This window comes from Rhodanobacter sp. UC4437_H4, assembly GCF_052978425.1.
Window position 1 is genome coordinate 62,880 of the sequence record NZ_CM129673.1, and the last position, 26,103, is coordinate 88,982.

At 68.6% G+C, this 26,103-nt stretch carries 25 protein-coding genes and 1 pseudogene; 15 read left to right on the forward strand and 11 right to left on the reverse strand.

From position 1 onward, the window contains the following. Positions 1-2: 2 nt before the first annotated feature. From ACVCL3_RS00360 to ACVCL3_RS00380, 5 genes are all read left to right on the forward strand, one after another. A complete protein-coding gene (locus ACVCL3_RS00360; protein WP_447100146.1) occupies positions 3-1,322 on the forward strand; it encodes an acetylglutamate kinase in 1,320 nt (439 codons plus the stop codon). A 3-nt stretch (positions 1,323-1,325) separates the two neighbouring features. Continuing rightward, positions 1,326-2,288, forward strand: coding sequence for an N-acetyl-gamma-glutamyl-phosphate reductase (gene argC / locus ACVCL3_RS00365; RefSeq protein ID WP_447100147.1), 963 nt, complete (start codon positions 1,326-1,328; stop codon positions 2,286-2,288). A 108-nt stretch (positions 2,289-2,396) separates the two neighbouring features. After that, on the forward strand, positions 2,397-3,692 hold the full coding sequence (gene argH / locus ACVCL3_RS00370; RefSeq protein ID WP_447100148.1) for an argininosuccinate lyase: 1,296 nt from the start codon (positions 2,397-2,399) through the stop codon (positions 3,690-3,692). A gap of 15 nt (positions 3,693-3,707) precedes the next feature. Next, complete coding sequence (proB, locus tag ACVCL3_RS00375) at positions 3,708-4,895, forward strand: glutamate 5-kinase (RefSeq protein WP_447100149.1); 1,188 nt, start codon at positions 3,708-3,710, stop codon at positions 4,893-4,895. Then, positions 4,892-6,154, forward strand: coding sequence for a glutamate-5-semialdehyde dehydrogenase (locus tag ACVCL3_RS00380; protein ID WP_447100150.1), 1,263 nt, complete (start codon positions 4,892-4,894; stop codon positions 6,152-6,154). Before proB ends, ACVCL3_RS00380 begins: the two co-directional genes overlap by 4 nt. 19 nt (positions 6,155-6,173) lie before the next feature. On the opposite strand, the gene ACVCL3_RS00385 is transcribed toward ACVCL3_RS00380, so the two are convergent. The 3 genes from ACVCL3_RS00385 to ACVCL3_RS00395 all read right to left on the reverse strand — a co-directional run bounded on the left by ACVCL3_RS00385 (position 6,174) and on the right by ACVCL3_RS00395 (position 11,047). Beyond that, complete coding sequence (locus ACVCL3_RS00385; protein ID WP_447100151.1) at positions 6,174-7,217, reverse strand: tellurite resistance/C4-dicarboxylate transporter family protein; 1,044 nt, start codon at positions 7,215-7,217, stop codon at positions 6,174-6,176. A 79-nt stretch (positions 7,218-7,296) separates the two neighbouring features. Further along, positions 7,297-9,603, reverse strand: a complete 2,307-nt coding sequence (locus ACVCL3_RS00390; protein WP_447100152.1) for a transferrin receptor-like dimerization domain-containing protein — start codon at positions 9,601-9,603, stop codon at positions 7,297-7,299. Between the two features lie 4 nt (positions 9,604-9,607). Continuing rightward, positions 9,608-11,047, reverse strand: coding sequence for a hypothetical protein (locus tag ACVCL3_RS00395; RefSeq protein WP_447100153.1), 1,440 nt, complete (start codon positions 11,045-11,047; stop codon positions 9,608-9,610). 166 nt (positions 11,048-11,213) lie between these two features. Between ACVCL3_RS00395 and ACVCL3_RS00400 the strand changes: the two genes are divergently transcribed. The 6 genes from ACVCL3_RS00400 to ACVCL3_RS00425 all read left to right on the forward strand — a co-directional run bounded on the left by ACVCL3_RS00400 (position 11,214) and on the right by ACVCL3_RS00425 (position 15,661). Then, on the forward strand, positions 11,214-11,987 hold the full coding sequence (locus ACVCL3_RS00400; protein WP_447098658.1) for a class I SAM-dependent methyltransferase: 774 nt from the start codon (positions 11,214-11,216) through the stop codon (positions 11,985-11,987). 106 nt (positions 11,988-12,093) lie between these two features. Continuing rightward, positions 12,094-12,282, forward strand: coding sequence for an oxidoreductase-like domain-containing protein (locus ACVCL3_RS00405; protein WP_447098659.1), 189 nt, complete (start codon positions 12,094-12,096; stop codon positions 12,280-12,282). A 29-nt stretch (positions 12,283-12,311) separates the two neighbouring features. Continuing rightward, positions 12,312-13,082, forward strand: a complete 771-nt coding sequence (locus tag ACVCL3_RS00410) for a dimethylarginine dimethylaminohydrolase family protein (protein WP_447098660.1) — start codon at positions 12,312-12,314, stop codon at positions 13,080-13,082. 130 nt (positions 13,083-13,212) lie between these two features. Then, positions 13,213-14,460 carry a sensor histidine kinase gene (locus tag ACVCL3_RS00415; RefSeq protein WP_447100154.1) on the forward strand — a complete coding sequence of 416 codons (1,248 nt, stop codon included), beginning with the start codon at positions 13,213-13,215 and terminating at the stop codon, positions 14,458-14,460. Beyond that, on the forward strand, positions 14,453-15,223 hold the full coding sequence (locus ACVCL3_RS00420; protein ID WP_395119124.1) for a LytR/AlgR family response regulator transcription factor: 771 nt from the start codon (positions 14,453-14,455) through the stop codon (positions 15,221-15,223). The genes ACVCL3_RS00415 and ACVCL3_RS00420 overlap by 8 nt, the downstream gene beginning before the upstream one ends. A 36-nt stretch (positions 15,224-15,259) precedes the next feature. Then, complete coding sequence (locus ACVCL3_RS00425; protein WP_447100155.1) at positions 15,260-15,661, forward strand: hypothetical protein; 402 nt, start codon at positions 15,260-15,262, stop codon at positions 15,659-15,661. 194 nt (positions 15,662-15,855) lie between these two features. On the opposite strand, the gene ACVCL3_RS00430 is transcribed toward ACVCL3_RS00425, so the two are convergent. Beyond that, complete coding sequence (locus tag ACVCL3_RS00430; RefSeq protein ID WP_447098663.1) at positions 15,856-16,908, reverse strand: HDOD domain-containing protein; 1,053 nt, start codon at positions 16,906-16,908, stop codon at positions 15,856-15,858. A gap of 157 nt (positions 16,909-17,065) precedes the next feature. Here ACVCL3_RS00430 and ACVCL3_RS00435 point away from each other — a divergent pair, with 157 nt between their 5' ends. Together ACVCL3_RS00435 and ACVCL3_RS00440 are read left to right on the forward strand one after the other, a co-directional pair. Further along, the gene (locus ACVCL3_RS00435) at positions 17,066-18,049 is read left to right on the forward strand and encodes an LLM class flavin-dependent oxidoreductase (protein ID WP_447100156.1); all 984 of its coding nucleotides are present in this window, start codon (positions 17,066-17,068) and stop codon (positions 18,047-18,049) included. Positions 18,050-18,122: 73 nt separating this feature from the next. Next, positions 18,123-18,980, forward strand: a complete 858-nt coding sequence (locus ACVCL3_RS00440; RefSeq protein ID WP_447100157.1) for a PA4780 family RIO1-like protein kinase — start codon at positions 18,123-18,125, stop codon at positions 18,978-18,980. 106 nt (positions 18,981-19,086) lie between these two features. On the opposite strand, the pseudogene ACVCL3_RS00445 reads toward ACVCL3_RS00440, so the two are convergent. Together ACVCL3_RS00445 and ACVCL3_RS00450 are read right to left on the reverse strand one after the other, a co-directional pair. Continuing rightward, a pseudogene (locus tag ACVCL3_RS00445) lies at positions 19,087-19,521 on the reverse strand (FKBP-type peptidyl-prolyl cis-trans isomerase). Positions 19,522-19,731: 210 nt separating this feature from the next. After that, entirely contained in the window at positions 19,732-20,289 is a 558-nt protein-coding gene (locus ACVCL3_RS00450) for a YaeQ family protein (protein WP_395119112.1), read from the reverse strand. 83 nt (positions 20,290-20,372) lie between these two features. Here ACVCL3_RS00450 and ACVCL3_RS00455 point away from each other — a divergent pair, with 83 nt between their 5' ends. After that, positions 20,373-21,266: a pseudouridine synthase gene (locus tag ACVCL3_RS00455; RefSeq protein ID WP_447100158.1), complete on the forward strand. Its 894-nt coding sequence runs from the start codon at positions 20,373-20,375 to the stop codon at positions 21,264-21,266. Positions 21,267-21,312: 46 nt separating this feature from the next. On the opposite strand, the gene nth is transcribed toward ACVCL3_RS00455, so the two are convergent. Both nth and rsxB read right to left on the reverse strand, forming a co-directional pair. Next, positions 21,313-21,951, reverse strand: coding sequence for an endonuclease III (nth, locus tag ACVCL3_RS00460; RefSeq protein WP_447100159.1), 639 nt, complete (start codon positions 21,949-21,951; stop codon positions 21,313-21,315). Further along, positions 21,948-22,556, reverse strand: coding sequence for an electron transport complex subunit RsxB (gene rsxB, locus ACVCL3_RS00465; protein ID WP_447100160.1), 609 nt, complete (start codon positions 22,554-22,556; stop codon positions 21,948-21,950). Before rsxB ends, nth begins: the two co-directional genes overlap by 4 nt. 71 nt (positions 22,557-22,627) lie before the next feature. On the opposite strand from rsxB, the gene ACVCL3_RS00470 reads away from it, so the two are divergent. Then, positions 22,628-22,915 (forward strand): hypothetical protein, encoded by a 288-nt coding sequence (locus ACVCL3_RS00470; RefSeq protein ID WP_395119104.1) that lies wholly within the window; start codon positions 22,628-22,630, stop codon positions 22,913-22,915. Between the two features lie 86 nt (positions 22,916-23,001). Here ACVCL3_RS00470 and metG read toward each other — a convergent pair whose 3' ends face one another. The 3 genes from metG to ACVCL3_RS00485 all read right to left on the reverse strand — a co-directional run bounded on the left by metG (position 23,002) and on the right by ACVCL3_RS00485 (position 26,042). Beyond that, a complete protein-coding gene (gene metG / locus ACVCL3_RS00475; protein ID WP_447100161.1) occupies positions 23,002-25,128 on the reverse strand; it encodes a methionine--tRNA ligase in 2,127 nt (708 codons plus the stop codon). Positions 25,129-25,318: 190 nt separating this feature from the next. Then, entirely contained in the window at positions 25,319-25,468 is a 150-nt protein-coding gene (locus ACVCL3_RS00480) for a hypothetical protein (RefSeq protein ID WP_447107241.1), read from the reverse strand. Between the two features lie 109 nt (positions 25,469-25,577). Beyond that, positions 25,578-26,042 carry a DUF2147 domain-containing protein gene (locus ACVCL3_RS00485; protein ID WP_395119095.1) on the reverse strand — a complete coding sequence of 155 codons (465 nt, stop codon included), beginning with the start codon at positions 26,040-26,042 and terminating at the stop codon, positions 25,578-25,580. Between the last annotated feature and the right edge of the window lie 61 nt (positions 26,043-26,103).

Genomic DNA, 26,103 nt, shown 5'->3' on the forward strand with positions numbered 1-26,103 from the left:
CAATGGACACGGCTAGGCACAACACCCGCAAGACCATCGTGCGCCTGCTCTCCAGCATGGGCAGCGCGAAGGAAATCCAACAGTACCTGAAGCGCTTCTCCGAGGTGGACGCCAAGCGCTTCGCCGTGGTCAAGGTCGGTGGTGCCGTGCTGCGCGACGAGCTGGCCGATCTGGCCTCGTCGCTGACTTTCCTGCAGCAGGTGGGGTTGACCCCGATCGTGCTGCACGGCGCCGGTCCGCAGCTGGACGAGGAACTGGCTGCCGCCGGCATCGAGAAGCACACCATCGACGGTCTGCGCGTGACCTCGCCCAAGGCGCTCGGCATCGTGCGCCGCGTGTTCCAGCAGCAGAACCTGAAACTGGTCGAGGCACTGCAGTCGATGGATACGCGCGCCACCTCGGTGGCGACGGGCGTGTTCATGGCCGACTACCTGGACCGCGATACCTACGGTCTGGTCGGCAAGGTCCGCAGCATCAACCTGGCGCCGATCGAGGCCAGCCTGCGCGCGAACTCCATCCCGGTGATCGCCAGCCTGGGCGAAACCGACGAAGGGCAGATCCTCAACGTCAACGCCGACTTCGCCGCGAACGAACTGGTGCGCGTGCTGCAGCCGTACAAGATCGTGTTCCTCACCGGCACGGGAGGCCTGCTCGACGAGCACGGCAAAGTGATCGATTCGATCAATCTGAGCACCGAGTTCGATCACTTGATGGCGCAGCCTTGGATCAACGGTGGCATGCGCCTGAAGATCGAGCAGATCGCCGACCTGCTGGCCGACCTGCCGCTGACCTCGTCGGTGTCGATCACCCGCCCGTCCGAACTGGCCAAGGAGCTGTTCACCCACAAGGGTTCCGGCACCCTCGTGCGACGCGGCGAGAAGGTGCTGCGCTTCGACTCCTGGGACGGCGTGGACCGCGCGCGCATGCGCAGGCTGATCGAGTCCAGCTTCGGCCGCACCCTGGTGCCGGACTATTTCGAGCGCACCCGGCCGATGCGCATCTACGTCAGCGAGAACTACCGCGCGGCGATGATCCTTGTCGAGGAGGACGGCTTGCCGTATCTCGACAAGTTCGCCGTGCTGGACGACGCGCAGGGCGAAGGCCTGGGCCGCGCGGTGTGGCAGGTGATGCGCGAGGAGAATCCGCGGCTGTTCTGGCGCTCGCGTCACGGCAATCCGGTCAACCCTTTCTACTACGCCGAATCGGACGGCTGCATCAAGCAGCCGCGCTGGAAGGTGTTCTGGTACGGCATCGACGGGTTCGACACGATCTCCCGCTGCGTGGCGCGCTGTGCGCAGCGCCAGCCGACACTGGTGGATTGAGCCATGGACACGAACAGGAAAACGGTAGGCATCGTCGGCGCGCGCGGCCATACCGGCATGGAACTGATCCGCCTGATCGCGGCGCACCCGCTGCTGCAACTGGCCTTCGTCTCCTCGCGCGAACTGGACGGCCAGCGAGTGGCCGATCACGTCGACGGTTTCGCCGGCGAACTGCGCTACGCCAGCCTGGACCCGGCCGCGGTGGTGGCGCAGGGCGCCGACGTGGTGATCCTGGCGTTGCCCAACGGCAAGGCGGCGCCGTTCGTCGAGGCGATCGACGCGGCGAAGCCGGACACGTTGATCCTCGACCTTTCCGCCGACTACCGCTTCGATCCGTCGTGGTACTACGGCCTGCCGGAACTCACCCGCGACAAGTGGCGGGGCGAGAAGCGCATCAGCAACCCCGGCTGTTACGCCACAGCCATGCAGCTCTCCATCGCGCCGCTGAAGGACCTGCTGGCCGCGCCACCGGTGTGCTTCGGCGTCTCCGGCTACTCCGGCGCCGGTACCACGCCGTCGGACAAGAACGATCCGGACAAGCTGCGCGACAACCTGATGCCGTACGCGCTCACCGGCCACATGCACGAGAAGGAAGCCTCGTTCCGGCTCGGCGTGCCAGTGGAGTTCATGCCGCACGTGGCGCCGCACTTCCGCGGGCTCACCGTCACCACCAACCTGTATCTCACCCGCCCGCTGAAACGCGATGACGTGCTGCAGCGTTTCCATGCCGCCTACGACGGCGAGAAGCTGGCCGTCGTGACCGACGAGGCGCCGTGGGTCAGCCGCATCGCGCACCGCCACCATGCCGAGGTCGGCGGCTTCGCCGTATCGGCCGACGGCAAGCGCGTGGTGATCGTGGCCACGCTGGACAACCTGCTGAAAGGCGCCGCGACGCAGGCGATGCAGAACATCAACCGCGCGCTCGGCGTGGACGAATACACCGCGATTCCAGTGGGGCAGGAGTGAGGGAAGAGGAGTGAGGAGTGAGAGAAAAGCTCACACTCCCAGCGCTCCCGCCCCCTCCGCTCTTGATCTCTCTCACTTCTCACTCCTCTCAACTCACTTCTGGCTACCATGACCCAACCCCTCTGGCAAAAAGCCGGCATCCGGATCGACGCGAAGATCATGCAGTTCCTCGCCGGCGACGACGTGCTGCTGGATCGCGAGTTCTTCCTGCACGACATCACCGCCAGCAAGGCGCACGTGGAAGGGCTGGCCAACATCGGCGTGGTCAACGCCGACGAAGCCGCCGCGCTGAAGCGCGAACTGGATGCGCTGGCCGCTGATTTCACGAGCGGCGCCTTTGTGCTGGACGAGCGCTACGAGGACGGCCATTCGGCGATCGAGGCCCGCCTCACCGAGCGCCTCGGCGACGCCGGCCGCCGCGTGCACACCGGACGCAGCCGCAACGACCAGATCCTGGTTGCCACCCGGCTTTGGCTGAAGGACAAGCTGGCCGCGCTGGAGGCGCATTGCCGCGCCATCGCCGGAGTCTGCCTTGAGCGCGCGTCGCAAGAAGCCGTGCCGATGCCTGGCTACACCCACCTGCAGCGTGCGGTGGTGTCGTCCACCGCGATGTGGTTCGCCGGCTTCGCCGAGGGCTTCATCGACAACGCGCTGCGCGCGCGCCAGACGATGACGCTGATCGACGCGAATCCGCTCGGCACCGCCGCCGGCTACGGCGTGAACATGAAACTCGACCGCGAGCACACCACCCGGGCGCTCGGCTTCGCGCGCATGCAGATATCGCCGATCTACGCGCAGCTGTCGCGCGGCAAGTTCGAGATGGCCGTGCTGGAGGCGATCGGCGGCGCGCTGCTCGACCTGCGCCGGCTGGCGTGGGACCTGTCGTTGTTCACCACCGCCGAATTCGACTTCGTCAAATTGCCGCCCGAGTACACCACCGGCAGCTCGATCATGCCGAACAAGCGCAACCCCGACGTGATCGAACTGCTGCGCGCCAGCTACGCCAGCGTGGCCGCCGCGCGCACCGAGATCGAACAGCTGCTGTCGCTGCCGTCCGGCTACCAGCGCGACCTGCAGTTCTCCAAGGGCTCGATCTTCCATGGCGTGCGTCATGGCCTGATGGCGCTGGAACTGGTACCCGACCTGCTGGCGCGGTTCGCGTGGAACGAAGCCGCGATGCGTGCGGCGATCGAGCCGGCGATGTACGCCACCGACGTGGCGATCGAGCAGGCCGCCGCCGGCGTGCCGTTCCGCGACGCGTATCGCGCTGCGGCGGAAACCGCGACATCCGCGGGGCAGGGGCGCACGCCCGAAGGCAGCCTCGCCGCGCGCGTCTCGCCGGGCGCCGGCAACGACCTGCGACTGGATGAACTGCACGCGCGACTACGCGCACTCGACGACTGAAGCGGAGGCACGGGCATGGCGGCGATCGACACGGGGAACACGCACACCGGCCTGCCCGCACAGGCATTGCCCTCCTGGCGCCGCGCCGTGCTGAAAGTGGGCAGCAACCTGCTCGCCGCCGACGGCGGCGGCCTCACGTCGCGTCACGCCGAAGCGCTGGCCGGTTTCATTGCCGCCAGCCATGCCGAAGGCCGAGAAGTGGTACTGGTGTCCTCCGGCGCGGTGGCGGCCGGGCGCGCGCTGCTGCGCCAGCATGCGCGCGACATCGGCGGCCTCGCCGCGCGGCAGGCGCTGGCCGCGCTGGGGCAGGCGCCGATGGTCGCGCTGTGGCAATCGCTGTCCGCGCGGCCGGTGGCGCAGGTGCTGCTGACCCACGACGACCTGCGCAACCGCCGCCGCTACCTCAACGCGCGCGCCACGTTGCGCGAGTTGCTGCAGCTCGGCGTGCTGCCGGTGATCAACGAGAACGACACCGTGTCGGTGGATGAACTGAAGCTCGGCGACAACGACAACCTTGCCGCCATCGTGGCCGCGCTGGTCGACGCCGACCTGCTGCTGATCGCCTCCGACGTCGATGCGCTGTACAGCGCCGACCCGCGGCGCGATTCCGCGGCCGTGCCGATCGCGCAGGTGGCCGCGCTGACCCCGGAGATCGTCGCGATGGCCGGCGACAGCGGCAGCGCGGCCGGCACCGGCGGCATGCGCACCAAGCTGCAGGCGGCGGCGAAAGCTGCCGCCGCCGGCATCCCCACGGCCTTGTTCAGCGGGCGCGAGGCGGCCACCGTGCAGGCACTGCAGCGCGGGCAACTGCGCGGCACGCTGATCGCCGCGGCTTCCACACGATTGCAGGCGCGCAAGTACTGGCTGCGCCACGCACCCGCCGCGCCGGGCCGCATCCGTATCGACGCCGGTGCGGTGAAGGCGCTGGCCGGCGGGCGCGTCTCGCTGCTGCCGGGTGGCGTGCTTGGCGCCGACGGCGAGTTCCACCGCGGCGACCTGGTGGAGATCGTCGACGCGGACGGTGCCGCCGTCGCGCGCGGACTCAGCCAGTACGGCGCCGCCGAAGTGCGCCGTCTGGCCGGCCGGCACAGCCGCGAGATCGACGGCGTTCTCGGCTACAGCTACGGCGACGAGGTGGTGCATCGCGACGACCTCGTCGGCATGAGTCGCCCAGTTGCGTCCGGGCAGGGGATCAGCACATGAGCACGATCCGCGAACAGGCCCTGGCTTGCCGTGACGCCGCCCAAGTCGTTGCGGCGCTGGGCAGCGAGGCGAAGCGCGCGCTGCTGCGCGACATGGCTGCGGCGCTGGAAGCGCAGTCCGCCGCGGTGCTGGCCGCCAACGCCGAAGACATGCGCCAGGCCGCGGCGAAAGGCGTGCAGGGCGCCATGCTCGACCGCCTGCGGCTGGACGAGGCACGCGTGGCCGGCATCGCCGGCGCGCTCCGCGAAGTGGCCGAGCTGCCCGACCCGGTCGGCGTGACGACGCGCCGCGAGACACGGCCGAACGGGCTGTCGGTGGAACGCGTGCGCATCCCGCTCGGCGTGATCGCGATGATCTACGAGGCACGCCCCAACGTCACCGCCGACGCCGCCGCGCTGTGCCTGATGGCCGGCAACGCGGTGATCCTGCGCGGTGGCTCCGAGGCGATCCATTCCAACACCGCGATCGCCGCGGCGCTGAAGTCGGCACTGGAGGCGCACGGCGTGCCGACCGCCGCCGTGACCCTGGTCGACGACCTGCGCCGCGAGACGATGGTCGAACTGCTGCAGCTGGTCGACATCGTCGACCTTGCGATTCCGCGCGGCGGCGAAGGCCTGATCCGCTTCGTCGCCGAACACGCGCGCGTGCCGGTGATCAAGCACTACAAGGGCGTCTGTCACCTGTACGTGGACCGCGCCGCCGACCTCGCGCTGGCGTTGGACCTGCTGCTCGACGGCAAGACCTCGCGCCCCGGCGTGTGCAACGCGCTGGAGACGTTGCTGGTGCATCGCGACGTCGCCGAAGCGTTCTTGCCACGCGCAACGCAGGCACTGCGCGAGCGCGGCGTCGAGCTGCGCGGCGACGAGCGCAGCCGCGCCCTGGTGCCCGACATGCGCGCGGCGACCGACGACGACTACGCCGCCGAGTTCCTCGACCTGATCCTCGCCGTGCGCGTGGTCGACGACCTCGACACCGCCATCGCGCACATCCGTCGCCACGGCTCCGACCACACCGAAGTCATCGCCACCGCCGACGAAACCGCCGCGCAACGCTTCGTGCAGGCGATCCGTTCCGCCGTGGTGATGGTCAACGCCTCCTCCCGTTTCAGCGACGGCGGTGAACTCGGCCTCGGCGCCGAGATCGGCATCTCCACCACGCGGCTACACGCCTACGGGCCGATGGGCGCCGAGGCGCTGACCATCGAACGCTTCGTGCTGCGCGGCGACGGCCAGGTGCGGCACGCCGAAAGCCGCCGGTGAAGGCGCGCCTTCGTGCGCCTCAGCCCCGCACGAAGGCGCGCCGCCGGTGCCGCAGTGCACCGGCCGCCACCAGCAACCAGGCCAGCAGGCTGATGTAGACGCCGAGGTCGGACACCGGCTGCAGCAGATCCAGGTCCAGTGCCTGTGCCAGCGCATTCGTGCCGACCGTGTACATGCCCAGCGGAAACACGATGTCCCAGTCGTCCACCGCGTAGCGCAGGCGCACGTGGCGCATGCCGTGGCGCCACAGCTCGAGGATCGCCAGCAGCGGAATCCACCAGGTGGCGCTGGCCCAGAAGAACAGGGTGAAGCCCTTGACGAAGGGCACCAGCGCACCGAGCGACGGTTGCGCCGGCGCATGCAGCACCAGCAGGCTGCCGGCCAGCGTGGTGATCGCCAGCGCGCCCATGTTGATCCAGTACGGCGGCGTGAAGCCGCTGGCCGGCAGCGGCAGGAACAGCAGGCGGTAGAAGATCAGCGTGATCAGGATCAGGTACAGCGCCGCCCCGACCAGGTACAGGCACAGCGCGGCGAACAGCCAGCCGAGCATGGGCGCCGCATGACCGTGCGCCACCAGCAGGGTGAGCGCCACTGCCAGCGCCTGCGTCGACACCACCGCCACCAGCCAGCCGCCATTGATGCTGCGCCGGAAGCCGGGCTTGCGCTGGCCGGTGATCACGGCGAGCAGCAGCAGGTACAACAGGCAGACCCAGCCGACCGCGCCGAGCACGGTCAGCGCGACGGCCCAACGCGGCAGCGGGACCACCAGCACGCACTGGCTGGCGAGCACGCAACTGGCCGCGACGAAGGTGAGAAAGCCCGCGCCGCGCGCGGGGTTGGTGAAGTCGTCCAGCACCTCGCGCCGGGCATGCACGAGGCGCAGCGCGTTCAGCGCCAGCAGCAGCACGAAGGCCACCGCGTTCAGCACGAACAGCGCACGCGCCAGCACGGGCATGCCGTGCTGGCCGGCATCGATGGAGACGATGCCGGTGGCCATCACCAGCGCGAACGCGCCGGGGTCCAGCTTGCGGATGCTCGATGGAAGGGTGCGGCTCGGCATCATCGTCCTGGCTCCGGCGAGCGGCCGTCCGGGTGACGGCCGGCGGGCGATCCATCCTTGGATTCGCCGTGGTTTGCGCCGGTCAGCTCGACGGGGTCAGCAAACGGGTCAGCTGGTCGAGTTGGGCGCGGTAGTGGTCAAGCACCTGCGCAGTGATCGTTACATAGCGGTTCGCCTCGTCCCAGCGCCGTGCCTCGATCGCCTCACGCACGCCGGGAACCGTCTTGACGCCGTAGCCGGTGAGCATGCCTGGGGCGTAGATGAAGTGCCGGAACCACGGCCGGCCGGGCAGGCCGTCGGCATCGGTCAGCGCCTGTTCCATCCGGCCCATCTGCCGGTTGATCTGGCGCAGCCGCGCGGCGGGCAGGGCAAAGCCGTCGGCGGCCTGCCGCGCGTAGGCGGCCTGGAACGCCTGCGCGCTCTGCTCCAGCTGGCTGGCGGCGCGGTCCAGCGGGGCCAGCTCGATCGCCGGCACATCGGAGTCGCGCGCCGGCGGCAGCAGCGGCCGGGTCGGGTCGCTGTCCAGCGCGTAGGCATGCGCGTCGAGCAACTGGTGCTGTTGCGCCGTTGCCTTGCGTGTCTTCTCGATCAGCTTGTGCAGTTCGCCGACGTAGCGGCCCAGGGTCTGGCTGAAATCGCCGAAGCGCAGCGGCAGCACATCGGCATCGGCGCTGCGCAACACGATGTGGCCGGCCACCTTGGCCAGCGCCACGCCGTACTCGAAGGTGGGATCGCCGAAGCGGACGTAGTGGTCGAACGAGTCGTAGCGCGAGTGATAGATGCCGGCATTGTCGTCCTCGCCGCCGAAGCCCAGGTCGAGCGAGGCGATGCCGAGATGTTCCAGGAACGGGCTGTAATCGGAGCCGGAGCCCAGTGCCTCGATCGGCAAATCGCCGCCGCTGGCTGCCGCCTTGGCATTGGCCTTGGCTTCGGGTTTCGCCTTGGGATCGCTGCCTTCGATCATCAGGTGCGCCCGCCAGCGCTTGCCCACGCTCACGCGGGTTTCCGGATCGGTCACGCCGTCGGCGACCTGGTTGACCAAGTGCTGCAGCGAATGGCTGCCGCCGGCGCCGAGGAAACCGCGGCCGTTGGTATCCGAGTTGATGTAGAGCACGGCCTTGGCCTGCAGCTCCTTCGCGTGCGCCTCCGCCCATTCGGTGGAACCGAGCAGGCCCGGTTCCTCGCCGTCCCAGCTGGCGTAGACCAGGGTGCGCTGCGGCCGCCAACCCTGCTTGAGCAGGCCGCCGATGGCCTTGGCCTCGGCCATCAGGGCCACGTTGCCGGCCAGCGGGTCCCATGCGCCGAACACCCAGCCGTCGTGGTGGTTGCCGCGGATGATCCACTGGTCCGGCGCGCGGGTGCCCTCGATCTTCGCGATCACGTCGTAGATCGGCTTGCGGTTCCAGTCCGACAGCACGGTCAGGTGCGCCTTGGCCGTGCTCGGGCCCACGTGGTAGGTCAGCGGCAGTGCGCCGCGCCAGGCTGCGGGTGCCACCGGGCCGCCCAGCGACTTCAGCAGCGGCGTGGCGTCGGCGTAGGAGATCGGCAGCACCGGAATCTTCAGCAGGGTCTTCGCGTCCTTGATCGCCAGCCGCTTGGCGCCGGGCGTGGAGCCGATGCCGGGGGTCAGCGGATCGCCGGGATATTGCTGCATGTCGGCGACCGAGCCGCGCTGCACGCCTTCGGGCGGGCGCCAGCCGCCTTCGGGCCAGGTGTCGCCCTGGGCGTAGCCGTCATCGTGCGGGTCGGAGTAGATCAGGCAGCCGACCGCGCCATGCTCCTGCGCCAGCTTCGGCTTGAGCCCGCGCCAGCCGCCGCCGTAGCGGGTGATAACGATCTTGCCGCGCACGTCGATGCCGCGGCGCACCAGCTCCTTGTAGTCGTCCGGCATGCCGTAGTTGGCGTAGACCAGTGGTGCGGTGACATCGCCGTCGCCGCCGTAGACGTTGTATGGCGGCAGCGCGCCGGGCAGCGCCGAAGTGGCATCGCCGGCGACCGGCGGCTCGTGCAGGGTGGCGGTGAACGGCTGCGGCCCGAGCAGTTCCAGCGCGACTTTCTTCGGCGTCGGATACAACACCTCGAACGTCTCGATGTGCGCATCCCAGCCCCAGGCGCGGAACTTCTCCAGCATGAACTCGGCATTCGCCTTGTCGTGCGGCGAGCCGACCTGGTTCGGCGCCGATGCCATCTGCTTCAACCAGTCGCGCAGCTCGGCCGGGTCGAGCTGGGCGTCGAAACGTCGTTCCAGGTCGAGTTGGGTGGTGGCATGCGCGGGCGTGAAGCCGAGCAGGCCGGCTTGCGATGGGGCGGCGGGTTCCGCTCCGACGGCGGCGAAGGTCGCAAGCGCACACGCCGTGGCAAGCAGTACGCGCATTCTGTGGTGGGTCATGGAATCAGTTCCCCTGGTCGACGGAGGGTTGCGCCACGTCGCCGCGAACCGGCGTGGACACGGGCCCGGCAGTGGCTGCCGGGGGCTGGGAGGGCGGTGGCCGCGGGTTGCGGTCCCTGATCGTGACGTTCTGTGAAAACAGCGTGGCGTTGTTCTCGCCGCTGTAGACCACGCGGTACTTGCCGGGCCGCAGGTAGAGCTCGCTGGCGGGCGCCGCGCCGCCGCTGCGCACGCGGTCGCTGGGCACGGCGTTGAGCGGCACGGGATCGAGCACCACGCGATCGGCCGGGATGGCATCGTTGCCTTCGCTGGCGTAACGCGCCTCCACCATGCAGGGAAAATGCTGGTTGCAGCGTTCGCCATCCACGTAATACGGCTTGCGTTCGCCGCCCAGGGCCAGCCAGGTCGGGCGGCCGCGACGCATGGATGTCGGCGGGAACCACACGCTGACGTCGTAGCCAGGCCGCAACGACCACGGTTTGCCGGCGTCGTCCACGAACACGATGGGGCCGGTCGGTTGCAACTTCTTCATGACCGGCTCGTAGTACGGATGATTGCCGCCGACATCGGGGTGGTCGTACAGCATGGTCTGCTCGACGGTGAGCGGGTCGATGTCGATCAGCCGGCGCAGGTGCTGGGCCATCGAGGCGCCGCCCAGGTAGGCGCCGAATTCCTGGATGTGCGCGTAGCCGGCGTTGACCACCACGCGCGCGTCGGGATGGTCCTTGAACACCTGCCGGTACAGGTTGCGCGCCTGCTCCGCTTCGCGTGCGTCGCCGGAGGCATCGGACAGCGCCTCGTAGCCGACCACCTTGTAGCCGAGCCGCAACGCGGTGCGCACCATTTCCGCGCAGACCGGTTCCTGCGTGTAGAAGCCGCTGTCCTTGGTCGGGTATCCGCGCGCCTGCAGCCCCTTGTCGGTCTGGTAGACCGTCTCGGCCGCGAAATAGTCGTAACCCTCGGCGCGCAGTCGCGCCAGCATCTGCACCGTCAGGCTGCGGGTGAGCGGGATGTTGTGCGCCTCGTTGAAGAACACCGCCCGGCGCCCTTTCGCCAGCCGCGCGATCGCCGTCAGGGCAGACTCGGCGTGGTGGACCCCGTCGTCCAGCGGCAAGGGGCGGTCGTCGGGCAACGCTCCCTGCCTGATCGAGAAGCTGGTCGCCGCGTCCGGGTAATCGCCGATGAAGGTCTGATACCAGCTCAGGTACTGGCTGAAAATGACCTGGAAAGCAGGGTCGTTGTTGCCGACGGAGGCGTAGCGCATCACCTGGAACTGGGCCAGCAGGCCGTTGCGCTTGTCGGCGTCGCGCATGATCGCCTCGGATTCCTGCGACGCCTTGAGTTGCCTGGCCTGCCAGTGCGCCGGCGATTGCGCATGGCCGGAGCCGGGCAGGCCGGCGATCGCGGCGCAGGCGGCGGCGAACAGAATGCTGGTACAGCGCATGGAACCTCCCGTGAGTCGGTGGGTTTGCGTGGCCATCCCGCGGCGGTGGAACCGCAACCCGTGCACGTTACCGCAAGCACCATCGCATGCCTGTGCCTGTCGACACAGTGTCATCACGCTCAAAGCGGAGCACAATCGGGAACCCCGCCTGCCGATGGAGTACGCCATGCGCCATGCCATGCTTGCCCTCCTGCTGACCCTCCCGTTCCCCGCCGTGGCGACCGCCCAGGTTGCCGACCTGCACAGCGGCGCGATCACCGCTGCCGTGCAGAAAGGCGTCGACGATCCGGCGCGCGCGGCGGACCGCCACGAGGATGCGCGCCGCAAGCTGGCGCTTGTCATGACCTTCGCCGAGGTCAAGCCCGGCCAGAACGTGCTCGAACTGGTGCCAGGCAGTGGCTACTGGACGCGGGCGTTCAGCGCCATCGTCGGGCCCACGGGCCACGTCTATACCGTCTGGCCGGACGAGATGGGCAAGTACTCCGCCAAGAGCCTGGCCAACTGGCAGAAGCTGGCGGCCACGCCGCACTACGCCAACGTGAGCCTGCTGCAGCAGCCGGCGGCCAAGCTGAGCGTGCCGGTGCCGGTGGACCTGGTATTCACCTCGCAGAACTACCACGACTACCACGACCCGTTCATGGGCCCGGTCGACATGGCCAGCTTCGACAAGCAGGTCTACGACGCGCTCAAGCCCGGCGGCCTGTTCGTGGTGATCGACCACGTGGCCCCCGCCGGCTCCGGCCTGGCCGATACCGACACTCTGCATCGCATCGACCCGGAGGTCGTCAAGCGCGAAGTCGAGGCCGCCGGCTTCGTCTTCGACGGCGAAAGCAATGCCCTGCGCAACCCGGCCGACACGCATGCCACCAAGGTGTTCGACAAGTCGATACGCGGCCACACCGACCAGTTCATCTATCGGTTCCGCAAGCCGGCGAAGTAGGCGTGGTCGAAGGGTACGACATGCAGCGCGTCCAGCTTGCGCCCGTGCCGATGGTATTGCTGCTGGCGAGCAGGGATTCCCGCCAGCGTGCCCCGGGAAGCAGGCCGTGATCGCTGGCGAGCCAACTCCGGACGCTGTCGCCGCCGATCCCCCGCCACAGCGCCCGCCTGAGCCCGACGCCGCCGACTGCTGCGGTGAGGGTTGCGTGCGTTGCGTCTACGACATCCACGACGAAAAACTGGAGCGCTACGAACAGGCACTGGCGGCGTGGCGTGCACGGCATCCGGGGAAATGAGCCCGTTGCCAACCTTTCGGTAGCCATCCATGTGGAACGCCATCACCCGCGCCGTCAGCCCTTCCATCGCCCGTTGCGAGCTGTCGCACCTCGCGCGTGTGCCGATCGACCTGGAGCTCGCACGCATCCAGCACGGCAACTATCTGCGTGCGCTGGAACGCGCCGGCTGTGACGTGCTGGTTCTGCCGGCCGAAGTCGAACTGCCCGATTCGGTGTTCGTCGAGGATGTGGCGATCGTGCTGGACGAGTTGGCCGTGCTGACACGGCCCGGCGCCATGTCACGGCGCGCCGAAGTCGCCACTGTGGCCGACCCGTTGCGTCGATACCGGCCTTTGCAGGCGATCGAGGCCCCGGCCACCCTGGACGGCGGCGATGTGCTGCGCATCGGCCGCACGCTTTATGTCGGCCAATCCGTCCGCAGCAATCCGGATGGACTGGGCCAGTTGCGCAACCGGCTCGCCCCGTTCGGCTATGTCGTCGAAGGCGTGCCCACGCGCGACTGCCTGCATCTGAAATCGGCGGTCACCGCCTTGTCCGATGACAGCGTGGTGCTGCAGCCGGCTTGGGTGGATCGCGAATACTTCGCCGCATTCCACATCATCGAGGTCGATCCCGCCGAAGCGCATGCCGCCAACGTCTTGCGCATCGGCGATGAGCTGATCATGCCGACCAGCTTCCCCCGTACACGACAACGGCTGCTCGATGCCGGCTTTCAGGTGACGACCGTCGACGTGTCCGAACTGCAAAAAGCCGAAGGTGCGGTGACCTGTTGCAGCCTGGTATTTCGTTCGGTGACGTGAGCGCATCGCTGTTTCGCACCCCTGAGTCGGGCTTCCGTCGGCGGCTGCGGCGTTTCGTCGGGCCGCCGGGGATTTCCCGCGTCTCGGCCACTATTCTCGATCACACTCCCAAGTCAGCGGAACTGTCGTCGTGATCAGAAGCTTCTTCTTCTACCTGCGCCTCATCGTGGCCTGGTACCTGCTGGTGCTGCTGGCGACGTTGTCCGTGAGCTGGATCTGGTCGGGGTTGGGCAGCCTGGTGCAGTTGCTGGGGCTGGTGGTGATCGTGTTCGTGGTGATCCGCGCGCATTCGCACCTGGTGCGGGTGCGCATGATCGCGGGCAAGCTGACCTCGGCGACGCTGGCCACCCGGCAACGGCGGCAGATCGAGGCGCCGTTCGAGGCGGAGGAGGCGTTCGAGCTGCTGGACGCCGCGATTCGCGAACTGCCGGGCATCGAGCAGGTGGACCGCACGCGCAACCACCTGCAGATCCGCGCCACCGCGGTCTACGCCGATCCTTATGACCTGGCGCAGCTGGGGCGCTGGAATCCGATGCGCTGGATCGTCAGCCAGCGCAACCGCATCCTGGCCACGGTCAATCGCGGCGACGGCAGCAGCAGCTTCAGCCTGGTCTGCGAGCCGTGCAGCGCGCCGTGGAGCGACTGGCTGCAGGTGGACGATGGCGTCAACTTGGAGAATCTCGAGGCGATCGCCCGTGCGGTGACGCTCGGCGTGGCCAGCCGCCGCCGCGGCGAGCAGGCGGCGGCGGCGCAGACGGCGACCGAGAAGGAGCTGGCCATCGCCAGGCTCAGCCTGCTGCAGGCGCAGGTGGAGCCGCACTTCCTGTACAACACGCTGGCCAGCGCGCAGGTGCTGGTGCGCAGCGACCCGGCCGGGGCGGATGCGATGCTGGGCCACCTGATCCAGTACCTGCGCCACTCGCTGCCGCGCGCCGACCGCGCGCTCGCCAGCCTGGGCGAGGAACTGGAGCGCTCGCGCGCCTACCTGGCGATCATGAAGATCCGCATGGGCGCACGCCTGAACGTGCAGATCGACGTGCCGGACGAATTGCTGGCCACGCCGCTGCCGCCGATGCTGCTGCAGACCCTGGTGGAAAACGCGATCAAGCACGGCCTGGAGCCGCGGCCCGGCGACGGCACGGTGTGGATCTTCGCGCGCCGGCAGGATGGCCGCGTGGCGGTGACCGTGGCCGACGACGGCAAGGGTTTCGGCGCGCAGGAAAGCGGCGCGGGCATCGGCCTGAAGAACGCGCGCGAACGGCTGAAACTGATCTATGCCGGCCAGGCCAGCCTGGCCATCGCGGCGAACTTCCCGCAGGGCGTCGCCGCCACCATCAACGTGCCGGAGCACTACAACGAGGAGCAGGCCCATGGCTAAGGGTGTGATCGCCGAAGACGAGGTCTTGCTGCGCCAGTCGCTGCGCGCCGCGCTGGAGACGGCATGGCCGCAGCTCGACATCGTCGCGGAATGTGAGGACGGCGCCAGCGCGCTGGAGGCGATCGTCGAGCATCGGCCCGAAGTGGCCTTCCTCGACATCCGCATGCCCGGCCTCACCGGCCTCGAAGTCGCCACCGCCGCGGCTGAAGCGTGCCCGGCGACCCAGGTGGTGTTCGTCACCGCGTATGACCAGTACGCCATCGACGCCTTCGAGCGCGGCGCGATCGACTATCTGCTCAAGCCGGTCGTCCCGGAACGGTTGCGCGCCACCGTGGAGCGCGTGCAGTCGCGCGTGGGCGCGGATCGGTCCGACACTGCCTCGCTGGCCGACCTGGTCCGGCAGATCGGCAGCCGGCTGGGGCCGGCGCGCCAGCAACCGCCGCTGAGCTGGGTCACCGCCAGCACGGGGCGGGAGACGCGGCTGATCCTGCTCGACGACGTCGCCTATTTCCGCGCGGACAACAAGTACACCACCGTGGTCACCGCCGAGGGCGAGGCGCTGCTGCGCACGCCGATCCGCGAACTGCTGGAGGTGCTCGACCCGACCGTGTTCAAGCAGATCCACCGCGGCACCGTGATCAACATGAAGGCGGTCGCCGCCGTCACCCGCGACGACACCGGCAAGGGCATCGTGCGCCTGCGCGAGCGGCCGGAAACGCTCAGCGTGAGCGCGCCGTTCATGACCCTGTTTCGCAACATGTAACTGCCGCGTTCGCAACGGTTTGTCGGGAGGACGGCCATGCACTATCTCATCGCGCTGATCTGGCTGGTGCTCTCGCTGGCCGGGGTGGAGGGCTACGGCAGCCAGTCGCACGCCACGCGCGCCAGCGTCAACGGCGTCGACGTGCTTTACAGCCGTACGCGGATTGTCGCCGACATCGCCGACATCACCTGCGTGCGCAGCGCCAGCGGGCGTTGCCATTACCGTTTGCTGGCGTGCCCGACGCCGGCCGCGCACGCGGCCAAGGCGCCGGCCTGCGAGCAGGCCGGCGCACGGCAGTTCGTGCTGGCGAGCGGAGCAAGCCGGGACGTGGCGGGCCTGCCCGCACGCTTCATGCTTTGCGTGGGTGCCGGAGACGGCGGCGTCGGCGCGGAATGCAACATGCTTTCCGCATCGCGTTCGCCGCTTGCCGGCTGGTGAGCGGCGGAGCTACTTGTCCTTCTTTTTTTCTTGCTTGGCGGCGCGCTTTTCCTTCAGCGTTTTCTCCGGCTTCTTCTTTTCGCTCTTCTTCGAATCCATGCCCTTGCTCATGCGCGGCTCCTCGATGTGGACGATGGTGGTGGCGGCAAGTCTAGGCGTTTCCTCGACCAAACGGGAGTCGTTGCCGTCGCCGATCAGGCCGTGGCCACGCCGGCGGCGAAGTGCTGGCCGAGGTCGCGCTGGCAGCGTGCGAGCACGGCCGGCGGCATGACGCCCGGCCAGCTGTGCGCCAGGTCCGCATCGGCGGGGAACTCGCCGTTTTCCACCAGCAGGCTCAGGCTGGCCAGACTGTCGGCCACCGCCAGCGCGCGGCCCAGCGGCGAGGTGGCTGCGCTGACCTCGCCCTGGCACTCGGCCAGGGCGCCGAGCACGCGCGCCGGCAGCCCCCATTGGCGGGCAGCCTGCAGCGAGAGTTGCGCGGCCAGCATCGCGCAGTGCCGCACGAAGCCCGCCGACAACGGCGGTGGCGGCGCCCCGGGCAGCAGTTGATCCAGCAGGCGCACCACCGCGCCCGTACCGGCATGGCGCACGATCCCGGCCAGATAGGCCTCGAACGCATCGCAGCCGGTGGTGCGCCCCAGCCACGCGCAGGCATGCGCGCAGCGTTCCGCGTGGCCCCACAGGCGCCCGCCTGCCGCGTGGCCCATGCTGCCGGTGTTGCCCTGCAGGATCGGCTTCATCACGTGCAGGGTGATCACCCGGCGCAGGCCGTCCTGGCCGAGCAGCACCACCGCCTGTTGCAGGCTGCTGATCGGTTGTGCCGAACGGTAGAACACGGTGCTGGTGGCGCGCATGACCTCGCCCACCATCAGCGGGTCGCGGCCGACCAGCTTGGCCAGTTCGGCGCCTGCAGCCTCGTCGCTCTTGAGGGTGCGCAGCAGTTGCGGCAGCACGGTCGGCAGGCGCGGCAGGCTGCGCAGGTCGAAGCGAGCGCCGAGCAGCTCCAGTCGTCGCAGGAGGGCCGCTTCGGCCGGCAGCGGGTCATCCTGGCGGGGCGGCGGCAGGCCGAGCACGAGCCGGTGGAAGCGCTCGTCGATCAAGGCCAGCGACGGCGTTTCCGTCGCGGCGTGGGCGACGGCGGGCGACGGGACGGCGGCAGGGGCCGGCGACCGCGCCTTGCTGGCGCGCTGCGGACTGGCCTTTGCCTTGCGTCGCGAAAACACGCGCCGCCACATGTTTCCCACCATGGGGACTGCCCCTCTGTCGCGCCGTGTCGTCGATGGTTCGCTCCCGTTAGCGGCCGCGCGGCGGGAAAGTTGAGCCGACGGCCGCCGCGCGTGGCTGTGGCTGGCAATGAACCGGTTCGCCCCCAGATAGGGTGCTTCCGTCATCCGGGATTGCGCCATGATTCCATTTTCCATCCTCGACCTGGCCCCGATCACCGAAGGCAGCGACGCGGGCCAGGCCTTCCGCAACACGCTGGACCTGGCGCAGCTGGGCGAGCGGCTCGGCTACCGGCGCTACTGGCTGGCCGAGCACCACAACATGCCCGGCATCGCCAGCGCGGCCACCGCCGTGCTGATCGGCCATGTCGCCGCCGGCACCTCGACGATCCGCGTGGGCGCCGGCGGCATCATGCTGCCCAACCACGCGCCGTTGCAGGTGGCCGAGGCGTTCGGCACGCTGGCCTCGCTGCATCCGGGCCGCATCGACCTGGGCCTGGGGCGTGCGCCGGGCACCGACCAGCCCACGGCGCGGGCGCTGCGCCGCTACTTCGACAGCGCCGACGCGTTCCCGCAGGACGTGCTGGAGCTGCTTGGCTATTTCGAGCCGGCGCAGCCCGGCCAGCCGGTGCGCGCGGTGCCCGGCGCCGGCATCGAGGTGCCGGTGTGGCTGCTGGGGTCGAGCCTGTTCAGTGCGCGGCTGGCGGCGCAGCTGGGGTTGCCGTTCGCGTTCGCCTCGCACTTCGCGCCGGATGCGATGGACGAGGCGCTGGCGTTGTATCGGCGCAACTTCGTGCCCTCGGCGCGGTTGCAGCAGCCGTATGCGATGCTCGGCATCAACGTGGTCGCCGCCGACAGCGACGCCGAGGCGCGGCGATTGTTCACCACCCAGCAGCAGAGCTTCATCAACCTGCGTCGCGGCAAGCCCGGCCTGATCCCGCCGCCGATCGACGACATCGAGGCGTACTGGACGCCGCCGGAGAAGCTGATGGTCGAGCGCGCTCTGGCCTGCGCGGTGGTCGGCGATGCGGTCACGGTGAAGGAGGGCATCGCGGCCTTCGTGGCCCGCCACCGGCCGGACGAGTTGATGCTGACCGCCAACATCTTCGAGCACGCGGCGCGACGACATTCGTTCGAGATCGCCGCGGCGGCACGCGAGGCATGAGCTTCGCCACGGATGCGGTCGGCGTCGGCCATAATGGGCGTTCCCCCGTCGACGCATTGAAGCCACGCCACCGATGAAAACCCCCAAGGGCCTGCAGGAGCTGATCGACGACGGCATGATCGACCAGGTGCTCAGGCCGCTCAAGAGCGGCAAGGAAGCCTCGGTGTATGTCGTGCGCTGCGGCGACGAGGTGCGCTGCGCCAAGGTCTACAAGGACATGGCCCAGCGCAGCTTCCAGGCGCGCGTGCAATACCAGGAAGGGCGCAAGGTACGCGGCAGCCGACAGGCGCGGGCGATGGGCAAGGCGACGAAGTTCGGCCGCCGCGAGGCCGAGGAGGCATGGAAGAATGCCGAGGTCGACGCACTGTACCAGCTGGCCGCCGCCGGCGTGCGCGTGCCGCGGCCGTACGGCTACTTCAACGGCGTGCTGGTGATGGAACTGGTCACCGATGCGGACGGCCATTCCGCGCCGCGGCTCGGCGAGGTCGAACTGTCCGCCGACGAGGCGCGCGCGTATCACCGCTTCCTGATGCAGCAGGTGGCCCGCATGCTGTGCGTGGGGCTGATCCATGGCGACCTGTCCGAGTACAACGTGCTGGTCGGCCCGCACGGCCCGGTCATCATAGACCTGCCGCAGGCGGTCAGCGCGGCGGGCAACAACAGCGCGCGCACGATGCTGCGGCGTGACGTGGGCAACATCACCATCAGCCTGTCGCGCTTCGCGCCCGAGCTGCTGGACACCCACTACGGCGAGGAGATGTGGGCGCTGTACGAGCTGGGCGAACTGCACCCGGACAGCGAACTGACCGGCCGATTCGAGTTCGACGAGCACATCGCCGACGTGGACAGCGTGATGCAGTCGATCATCGACGCCCGCGAAGAGGCGATCATCCGCCAGCAGGGCAGGGAAGCCGCGGAGCGGGAATTGTAGGAAGGCGCCTTGGGTTTCGCCGTGTGACGATGACGGGCAGTGCCCGCCCTACGCTGCTGGCGGTGCACCCGTAGGGCGGGCACTGCCCGCCACGCCCCAGACCGCCTCAGGGCTTCTGGACATCCAGCAGCTCCACGTCGAACACCAGCGAGGCGTTCGGCGGAATGTCCTCGCCGGCGCCGCGCGCGCCGTAGCCCAATGCGGCGGGGATCAGCAGGGTGCGCTTGCCGCCCACGCGCATGCCGGCCACGCCCTAGTCCCAGCCGGCGATGACGTTGCCGGCGCCGAGCACGAAGGAGAACGGCTCGCCATGATCGCGCGAGCTGTCGAACTGGCTGCCGTGCTTGTTGCCGGCAGTTTCGTCGTACAGCCAGCCGGTGTAGTGCACGGTGACCTTCATGCCCGCCATGGCCTCGGCGCCGGTGCCGACCTTGCTGTCGACGACGGTGAGCTGGTCCACGCTGCCGCGGGTTTGTTGCGGCGCCGGCGCCGAGCAGGCGACGAGCGAAATCAGGGCGAACAGGGAAAGCAACCAGCGCATGGAAAGACTCCTGGGCAAGGGGGCAGCGGATGTCCCGATCAAGTCTCGGGTTTGTCATTGCGACTTTCGTCGGGGCGAGAACCTGGTCGGGTTTTTCTTGAGGGAGCCGCGATTATCCGGCAATCGACCGGCGCGTGCCTGCCGCGGTGAGCTCGCACGGGTCAGGCTGCCGCCGTGCCGGCGATAGCGGACCAGCAGCCGACATGCCGGTCAGCTCACCGCTTCGGCGCTCGCCATGCGGATCTGCGGATCGACCGCCACGGCGTCGGCATCGTTCATCAGTTGCAGCTGGCCGTCCTGGATCAGCACCTGCAGGCGCATGCCCCGCTGCAGCAGGGTGACCAGTGCGGCGACGGTGTCGGCGCTGATGTCCAGCACGCTGAGATTGCGGTGGCGAGCCAGCGTGGCGGCGTGGCGGTTCCACCAGAGCTCCGCCGCGTTGCCGCCGTAATTGATCACCACCACCTGGCGCGCACGGCCGCAGGCCTTGCGGACGCGCGTCTCGTCGGGCTGGCCCACGTCGATCCACAACTCGATCTCGTCGGTATACGCCTTGCGCCACAGCGCCGGCTCGTCCTCGTCGCTGAGGCCCTTGCCGAACTCCAGCCGCTCGTCCGCATGCATGGCGAACGCGAGCAGCCGCACCATCAGGCGCTCCTCGGTTTCCGACGGGTGGCGCGCCAGGGTCAGCGCATGGGTGGCGTAGTAATGCCGGTCCATGTCGCTGATCTGCAGTTCGACCTTGTAGATGGTGGAGTTGAGTGCCATGCGCATGCCGGAGGACAACAGCCGAGCATTGTACGCGGCGTAGCGCCGACCTGCCGCCGACCTGCGGCTAGACTGGCCCGATCATGCCGAACGTTCCTTTCCGTCCTGACCGTGGCGCCAGCACGGTGCACCTGCCGCCAGGGTCCTGGCGAAGCGCGCTCGACGCGCTGTGCGCGCACTTTCCCGCGATCAGTCGTGCGCAATGGCTGGACCGGATCGCGCGGGGCCGCGTGCTGGACGGGGATGGCGTGGCGATCGACGCGCAGGTGCCGTACCGCGCGGGAATGCGCCTCCACTACTACCGCGAGGTGGCGGACGAGGCGGAGATACCGTTCGTCGAGACGGTAGTGCACGCGGATGAACACCTGGTGGTGGCGGACAAGCCGCACTTCCTGCCGGTGACTCCGGCCGGAGGTTTTGTCGAGCAGACCCTGCTGCGGCGATTGATCCGCCGGCTCGACAATCCGCAGCTCGTGCCGCTGCACCGGATCGACCGCGCCACCGCCGGACTGGTGCTGTTTTCGGCGAATCCCGCCAGCCGCGCGGCTTATCAGGCCCTGTTTCGCGAGCGCTGCATCGACAAGTGGTACGAGGCATGGGCCCCGGCCTTGCCGGCAGGGGTTTTTCCGCTCTACCGGCGTACGCGCATCGTGCAGGGCGAGCCGTTCTTCCGCATGGCCGAGGTCGAGGGTGAGCCCAACAGCGAGACGCGCATCGAGGTGATCGAGCGCGGCGACACCGACTGGCGCTATGCGCTGCATCCGATGACCGGGCGCAAGCATCAGTTGCGGGTCCACATGGCGGCGCTCGGTGCGCCGATCCGCAACGACGCGTTCTATCCCGAGCTGACGGAGGCGGCGGCGGACGATCATCGGCGGCCGCTGAAGTTGCTGGCGCGGGAGTTGGCGTTCGTCGATCCGTTGTCGGGCGAACCGCGTCGGTTCCGCAGCAAGTTGACGCTCGACGATGGCGCGTGATCGGGATGAAAGGCCGCGGGCAGTGCCGCGCGCGTTCGACCGGGAACTACTCCGCCGGCGTCTTGTGCTTGTAACGACACAGATCGCGGATCACGCAGTGCGGGCAATCCGGCTTGCGCGCCTTGCACACGTAGCGCCCGTGCAGGATCAGCCAGTGGTGGGCGTCCTGCCTGAACTCGGCCGGGATCACCTTGACCAGCTTGTCCTCCACCGTGCGCACGTCCTTGCCGGGCGCCAGCCCGGTGCGGTTGGCGACGCGGAAGATGTGCGTGTCGACCGCGATGGTCGGCTCGCCGAAGGCGGTATTGAGCACCACGTTGGCGGTTTTGCGGCCCACGCCGGGCAGCGCTTCCAGCGCCTCGCGGGTACGCGGCACCTCGCCGCCGTGCTGCTCGATCAGCAGCCGGCACAGCGCGATCACGTTCCTGGCCTTGGCGTTGAACAGGCCGATCGTGCTGATGTAGCGCTTCAGCCCATCCTCGCCGAGGTCGAGGATGGCCTGCGGCGTGTTCGCCACCGGAAAGAGCTTGCGGGTTGCCTTGTTCACGCCAACGTCGGTGGCCTGCGCCGACAGCACCACCGCCACCAGCAACTCGAACGGAGTGCCGTACAGCAGCTCGGTGGTCGGATGCGGGTCGAGTTCGCGCAGGCGCGTGAACAGTTCCACCACGTCGGCGCGCTTCATGAGGATTTCTTCGCCTTCGCGCGTGCCAGCGCCGCCAGTACCGGATTGGTCGACGCGGCGGTATCCACCGCGGCCTTGCGTGCGGCCAGCTCGGCGTTACGCTCGGCGCGTTCGCGCGCCAGCCGGGCGCCGCGGTGCTGGAAGTGAGCGCGTGCGGCATCCGCGTGCGCCTGATCGATCTGCCCCATCGGCATCGGCACCAGTTCGATGCAATCCACCGGGCACGCCGGCACGCACAGCTCGCAACCGGTGCAATCGTCGGCGAGCACGGTGTGCATCAGTTTCGGCGCGCCGATGATGGCGTCGACCGGGCAGGCCTGGATGCATTTGGTGCAGCCGATGCAATCGGCTTCCACGATGCGCGCAAGCATGCGTGGCTTCTCGATGCCGCAGGCGGGGTCCAGCGGCAGCGGTGGCCGGCCCAGCAAGTTCGCCAGTTTCGCGATGCCGGCCGCGCCGCCGGGCGGGCAGCGGTTGATCGCCGCCTCGCCACGCGCGATCGCCTCGGCATACGGCCGGCAGCCGTGGTAGCCGCATTGCTCGCACTGCGTCTGCGGCAGCAGCGCGTCGATGCGGTCGGCCAGGACGGCGATGGGATCACTCATGCGCGGTGCGGGGTGGGCGATAATCGACGCCCATTGTCCCGCAATTGCCGATCACTTGTTGGAGTGTCGCCATGAAACCGTCGTTCCTCGCTTCCCTGTTGCTGGCTGCCGTGCTCGGTGCCGGCGGCTCGATCCTCCTGACCCATGCCGGCACGGCGCAGGCGCAATCGAGCGCCACCGCCGACACGGTGACCGTCTTCGTCGACGCCACGCTGGGTTTCCGCAAGAAGCACATGGCGAACCAGCTCACGAAATCCCACGCCGACTACGCCGCGCGCGGCTACCGCTACGTGGACATGGCGCCGTACAACGAGAACGGCGACCTGGTCGGCTTCTTCGTGACCTACACGAGGCAGTGAACGGTCCGCTGGATCGAGGGCGGGAGCGCACCGCGTGCATTCCTGCGGGTCGCTCGCCGTAAGGCGGGCAGTGCCCGCCCTGCGTGTCAGCGCACGCTGGCGCCGGGCCTGGCGCCCTGGTCGGCATCGAGCAGGAACAGGTCGCTGCCGCCGTCGCCGGCGGACAGGATCATGCCTTCGGACAGGCCGAAGCGCATCTTGCGCGGGGCCAGGTTGGCGATGAACACCACGTTGCGGCCGACCAGTTTTTCCGGTTCGGCGTAGGCGGCGCGGATGCCGGAGAAGATCTGCCGCTTGCCGAGTTCGCCGGCGTCCAGTTCGAAGCGCAGCAGCTTGTCCGAGCCTTCCACGAATTCGCAGGTGCTGACCTTGCCGATGCGCAGGTCGAGTTTGGCGAAGTCGTCGATGGAGATGAGGCCGGGATTCGCCCCTTCGACAGGCTCGGGACGGTGGATCCCGGATTCGGGGTTCATCACGGCAGATTTCGACTTGTCGTTCATGGATTTCTTCGCCGGGGCAGCCGGCGCGGCGGGAACGGATGCGCCAAGCGATTCCCTGGAGGCCTCGACCATCGCCTCGATGCGCTTGGCATCGAGGCGGGCCAGCAGCGGCTCGAAGGTGTTGACGCGGTGGCCGTGCAGTTCGCGGCGGGCGTCGTCGAAGCTGGCTATGGGTGCGGCGAGGAATTGTTCGGCGGCTGCCACGGTGGCCGGCAGTACCGGCTTGAGCAAGCCGGACAGCAGGCGGAAGCCGTGCAGGGCCAGCGTGCAGACCTGCTGCAGTTCGGCGCGGCGGGCGTCGTCCTTGGCGATCAGCCACGGCGCCCTGGTGGCGATGTAGCCGTTGACCAGGTCGGCGATGGCGACGAAACGACGAGTCACCTCGGCGAACTCGCCGGCGTCGTACAACGCGTCGACGCCGTCGTAGTGCGACAGCAGGGTTTGCCACAGCGCCGCTTCCTCCGCCTCGAAACGGTCGGCCAGCCTGCCGTCGAAAAACTTCTGCACGAAGCCGGCGGTGCGGCTGGCGATGTTCACCCACTTGCCGATCAGGTGCGAGTTGACCCGTTCCTCGAATGCCTTGAGATCGAGGTCCACGTCGACCGGCGCCGCGCTGAGCATGGTGGCGAAGTTGTAGCGCAGGAATTCCGGGTGGATGCCGGCGTCGAGATAGGTGCGCGCCTGGATGAAGGTGCCGCGCGACTTGGACATCTTGGCTCCGTTCACCGTCAGGTAGCCGTTGACGTGCAACGCGGTGGGCGTGCGGAAACCCGCGCCATGCAGCATCGCCGGCCAGAACAGGCCGTGGAAGTTGATGATGTCCTTGCCGATGAAGTGATGCATCTCGGCGGTGCTGTCGGGGCCGAGGAAGTCGTCGAACTTCAGGCCGGTCCTGTCGCACAGCGCCTTGAAGCTGGCCAGGTAGCCGACCGGCGCATCCAGCCACACGTAGAAGAACTTGCCCGGCGCGTCGGGGATCGGGAAGCCGAAGTAGGGCGCGTCACGCGAGATGTCCCAGTCCTTCAGGCCGCCATCCAGCCATTCGCGCAGCTTGGCGGCGACGCCGCTGTCGGCCACCGGCTTGCCTTCGGTGAACTTGCCGGCGAACCAGTCGCGCAGCAGCGATTCGAACTTGCCCAGCTCGAAGAAGTAGTGCTCCGAATCGCGCAGCACCGGGGTGGCGCCGGACATCACCGAATACGGGTTGATCAGGTCGGTGGGCGCATAGGTGGCGCCGCAGTTTTCGCAGTTGTCGCCGTACTGGTCCGGCGTGCCGCATTTCGGGCAGGTGCCCTTGATGTAGCGGTCCGGCAGGAACATCTGCTTCTCGGGATCGAACAGCTGCTGGATGTTGCGCCTGGCGATGCAGCCGCTGTCGCGCAGGCGCGTGTAGATCAGCGAGGCCAGCTCGCGATTCTCGTCCGAATGGGTCGTGTGGTAGTGGTCGAAGCTGAAGTGGAAATCGCCGAAATCGGCTTCATGACCTGCCCGGATGCCCGCGATGAAGGCCTCCGGCGTCATCCCGGCCTTCTCGGCGGCCAGCATGATCGGCGTGCCGTGCGCGTCGTCCGCCGCCACGAAATGCACCTCGTTGCCCATCATCCGCTGCGCACGCACCCAGATGTCGGCCTGGATGTAGCCCAGCATGTGGCCCAGGTGCAGCGGACCGTTCGCGTAGGGCAGGGCGTGGGTGACGAGCAGGCGACGACTCATGGGTTGCGTGGCTTCCTTGGGGGGACTGCGCATTATGGCATGCGCCCCCGCCGGTATTGGCCGTCCGGATGGCCATGCCGCAGCGCGCGCGGACTTTGCTCGCCGGGGATTCCGGTGCGGTGGTGCAGAGCGCCTGGCTGCTGTCGCGGGTTGCTGGAGCGCATGTGGGCAGAGTCCTTTCGGCCACGGATCACGGCAGCCTTGCGCCGGGGCCGCGCACCACGCGGCTGGTTTTCCTCGCCTTGGGCATCGGCATGGCAGCCATCGTGCCGGTGATGTTCGGCGCGGTCGGGCGTTTGCCCGGGGCGTCGCCCGGGGTCTCGCTGGCCACGGCGACCATGCCGGGTTACGCCGGCTCAGCGGTGCGGACGCCGGCCGTGCACACAAGAACGCCCCGCACCGGTCGGCGGTGCGGGGCGTGGTCGAAGGTCAATCGACGCAGCGGATGGTCAGGGCTGGCGTTCCCACTGCTGCGAGCGGCCGACCCAGGAAAAGCCGATGTAGCCGCGCACGTTGAGCTTCTGGCCGCCGTCGAGCATCGACAGCTTCACCTTGTAGACCTTGCCGGTCTTCGGGTCGAGGATGTGACCGCCGCTCCAGACGTCGCCATCCTGGTGCACGCCCCACATGATGTTCATGCCTTCGATCGGCTTGTCCTTGCGCTCGCCGTCGCACTTCTTGCACAGCGCCACCTCGCCGTCGCGGGCGATATCCGACGGGCTGCGGTTGAGCAGCTTGACGATGGTGGCCTTCAGCTCGCCATTCTCGTCGGTGATCTGCACGATCGACTTGGCCTGGCCGCTTTCGTCGTCGATGGTTTTCCAGTTGCCCACGGGGGTGTCGTTGGCGGCCAGTGCCGAACCGGCGGCGAGCAGCAGGCAGGTGGCAAAGGCAAAGCGTCGTGCTGACTTCATGGCGTCTCTCCCGTACGAAAGCGTATGGAATCGAGACTGGCGAGGTTCGGCGAGGTCGTCA

Coding starts and splice junctions, on each gene's coding strand:
- ACVCL3_RS00360 (WP_447100146.1), top strand. CDS start 3: ATGGACACGGCTAGGCACAACACCCGCAAGACCATCGTGCGCCTGCTC.
- argC (WP_447100147.1), top strand. CDS start 1,326: ATGGACACGAACAGGAAAACGGTAGGCATCGTCGGCGCGCGCGGCCAT.
- argH (WP_447100148.1), top strand. CDS start 2,397: ATGACCCAACCCCTCTGGCAAAAAGCCGGCATCCGGATCGACGCGAAG.
- proB (WP_447100149.1), top strand. CDS start 3,708: ATGGCGGCGATCGACACGGGGAACACGCACACCGGCCTGCCCGCACAG.
- ACVCL3_RS00380 (WP_447100150.1), top strand. CDS start 4,892: ATGAGCACGATCCGCGAACAGGCCCTGGCTTGCCGTGACGCCGCCCAA.
- ACVCL3_RS00385 (WP_447100151.1), bottom strand. CDS start 7,217: ATGATGCCGAGCCGCACCCTTCCATCGAGCATCCGCAAGCTGGACCCC.
- ACVCL3_RS00390 (WP_447100152.1), bottom strand. CDS start 9,603: ATGACCCACCACAGAATGCGCGTACTGCTTGCCACGGCGTGTGCGCTT.
- ACVCL3_RS00395 (WP_447100153.1), bottom strand. CDS start 11,047: ATGCGCTGTACCAGCATTCTGTTCGCCGCCGCCTGCGCCGCGATCGCC.
- ACVCL3_RS00400 (WP_447098658.1), top strand. CDS start 11,214: ATGCGCCATGCCATGCTTGCCCTCCTGCTGACCCTCCCGTTCCCCGCC.
- ACVCL3_RS00410 (WP_447098660.1), top strand. CDS start 12,312: ATGTGGAACGCCATCACCCGCGCCGTCAGCCCTTCCATCGCCCGTTGC.
- ACVCL3_RS00420 (WP_395119124.1), top strand. CDS start 14,453: ATGGCTAAGGGTGTGATCGCCGAAGACGAGGTCTTGCTGCGCCAGTCG.
- ACVCL3_RS00425 (WP_447100155.1), top strand. CDS start 15,260: ATGCACTATCTCATCGCGCTGATCTGGCTGGTGCTCTCGCTGGCCGGG.
- ACVCL3_RS00430 (WP_447098663.1), bottom strand. CDS start 16,908: ATGGTGGGAAACATGTGGCGGCGCGTGTTTTCGCGACGCAAGGCAAAG.
- ACVCL3_RS00435 (WP_447100156.1), top strand. CDS start 17,066: ATGATTCCATTTTCCATCCTCGACCTGGCCCCGATCACCGAAGGCAGC.
- ACVCL3_RS00440 (WP_447100157.1), top strand. CDS start 18,123: ATGAAAACCCCCAAGGGCCTGCAGGAGCTGATCGACGACGGCATGATC.
- ACVCL3_RS00450 (WP_395119112.1), bottom strand. CDS start 20,289: ATGGCACTCAACTCCACCATCTACAAGGTCGAACTGCAGATCAGCGAC.
- ACVCL3_RS00455 (WP_447100158.1), top strand. CDS start 20,373: ATGCCGAACGTTCCTTTCCGTCCTGACCGTGGCGCCAGCACGGTGCAC.
- nth (WP_447100159.1), bottom strand. CDS start 21,951: ATGAAGCGCGCCGACGTGGTGGAACTGTTCACGCGCCTGCGCGAACTC.
- rsxB (WP_447100160.1), bottom strand. CDS start 22,556: ATGAGTGATCCCATCGCCGTCCTGGCCGACCGCATCGACGCGCTGCTG.
- ACVCL3_RS00470 (WP_395119104.1), top strand. CDS start 22,628: ATGAAACCGTCGTTCCTCGCTTCCCTGTTGCTGGCTGCCGTGCTCGGT.
- metG (WP_447100161.1), bottom strand. CDS start 25,128: ATGAGTCGTCGCCTGCTCGTCACCCACGCCCTGCCCTACGCGAACGGT.
- ACVCL3_RS00480 (WP_447107241.1), bottom strand. CDS start 25,468: ATGGTCGCCGTGGCCAGCGAGACCCCGGGCGACGCCCCGGGCAAACGC.
- ACVCL3_RS00485 (WP_395119095.1), bottom strand. CDS start 26,042: ATGAAGTCAGCACGACGCTTTGCCTTTGCCACCTGCCTGCTGCTCGCC.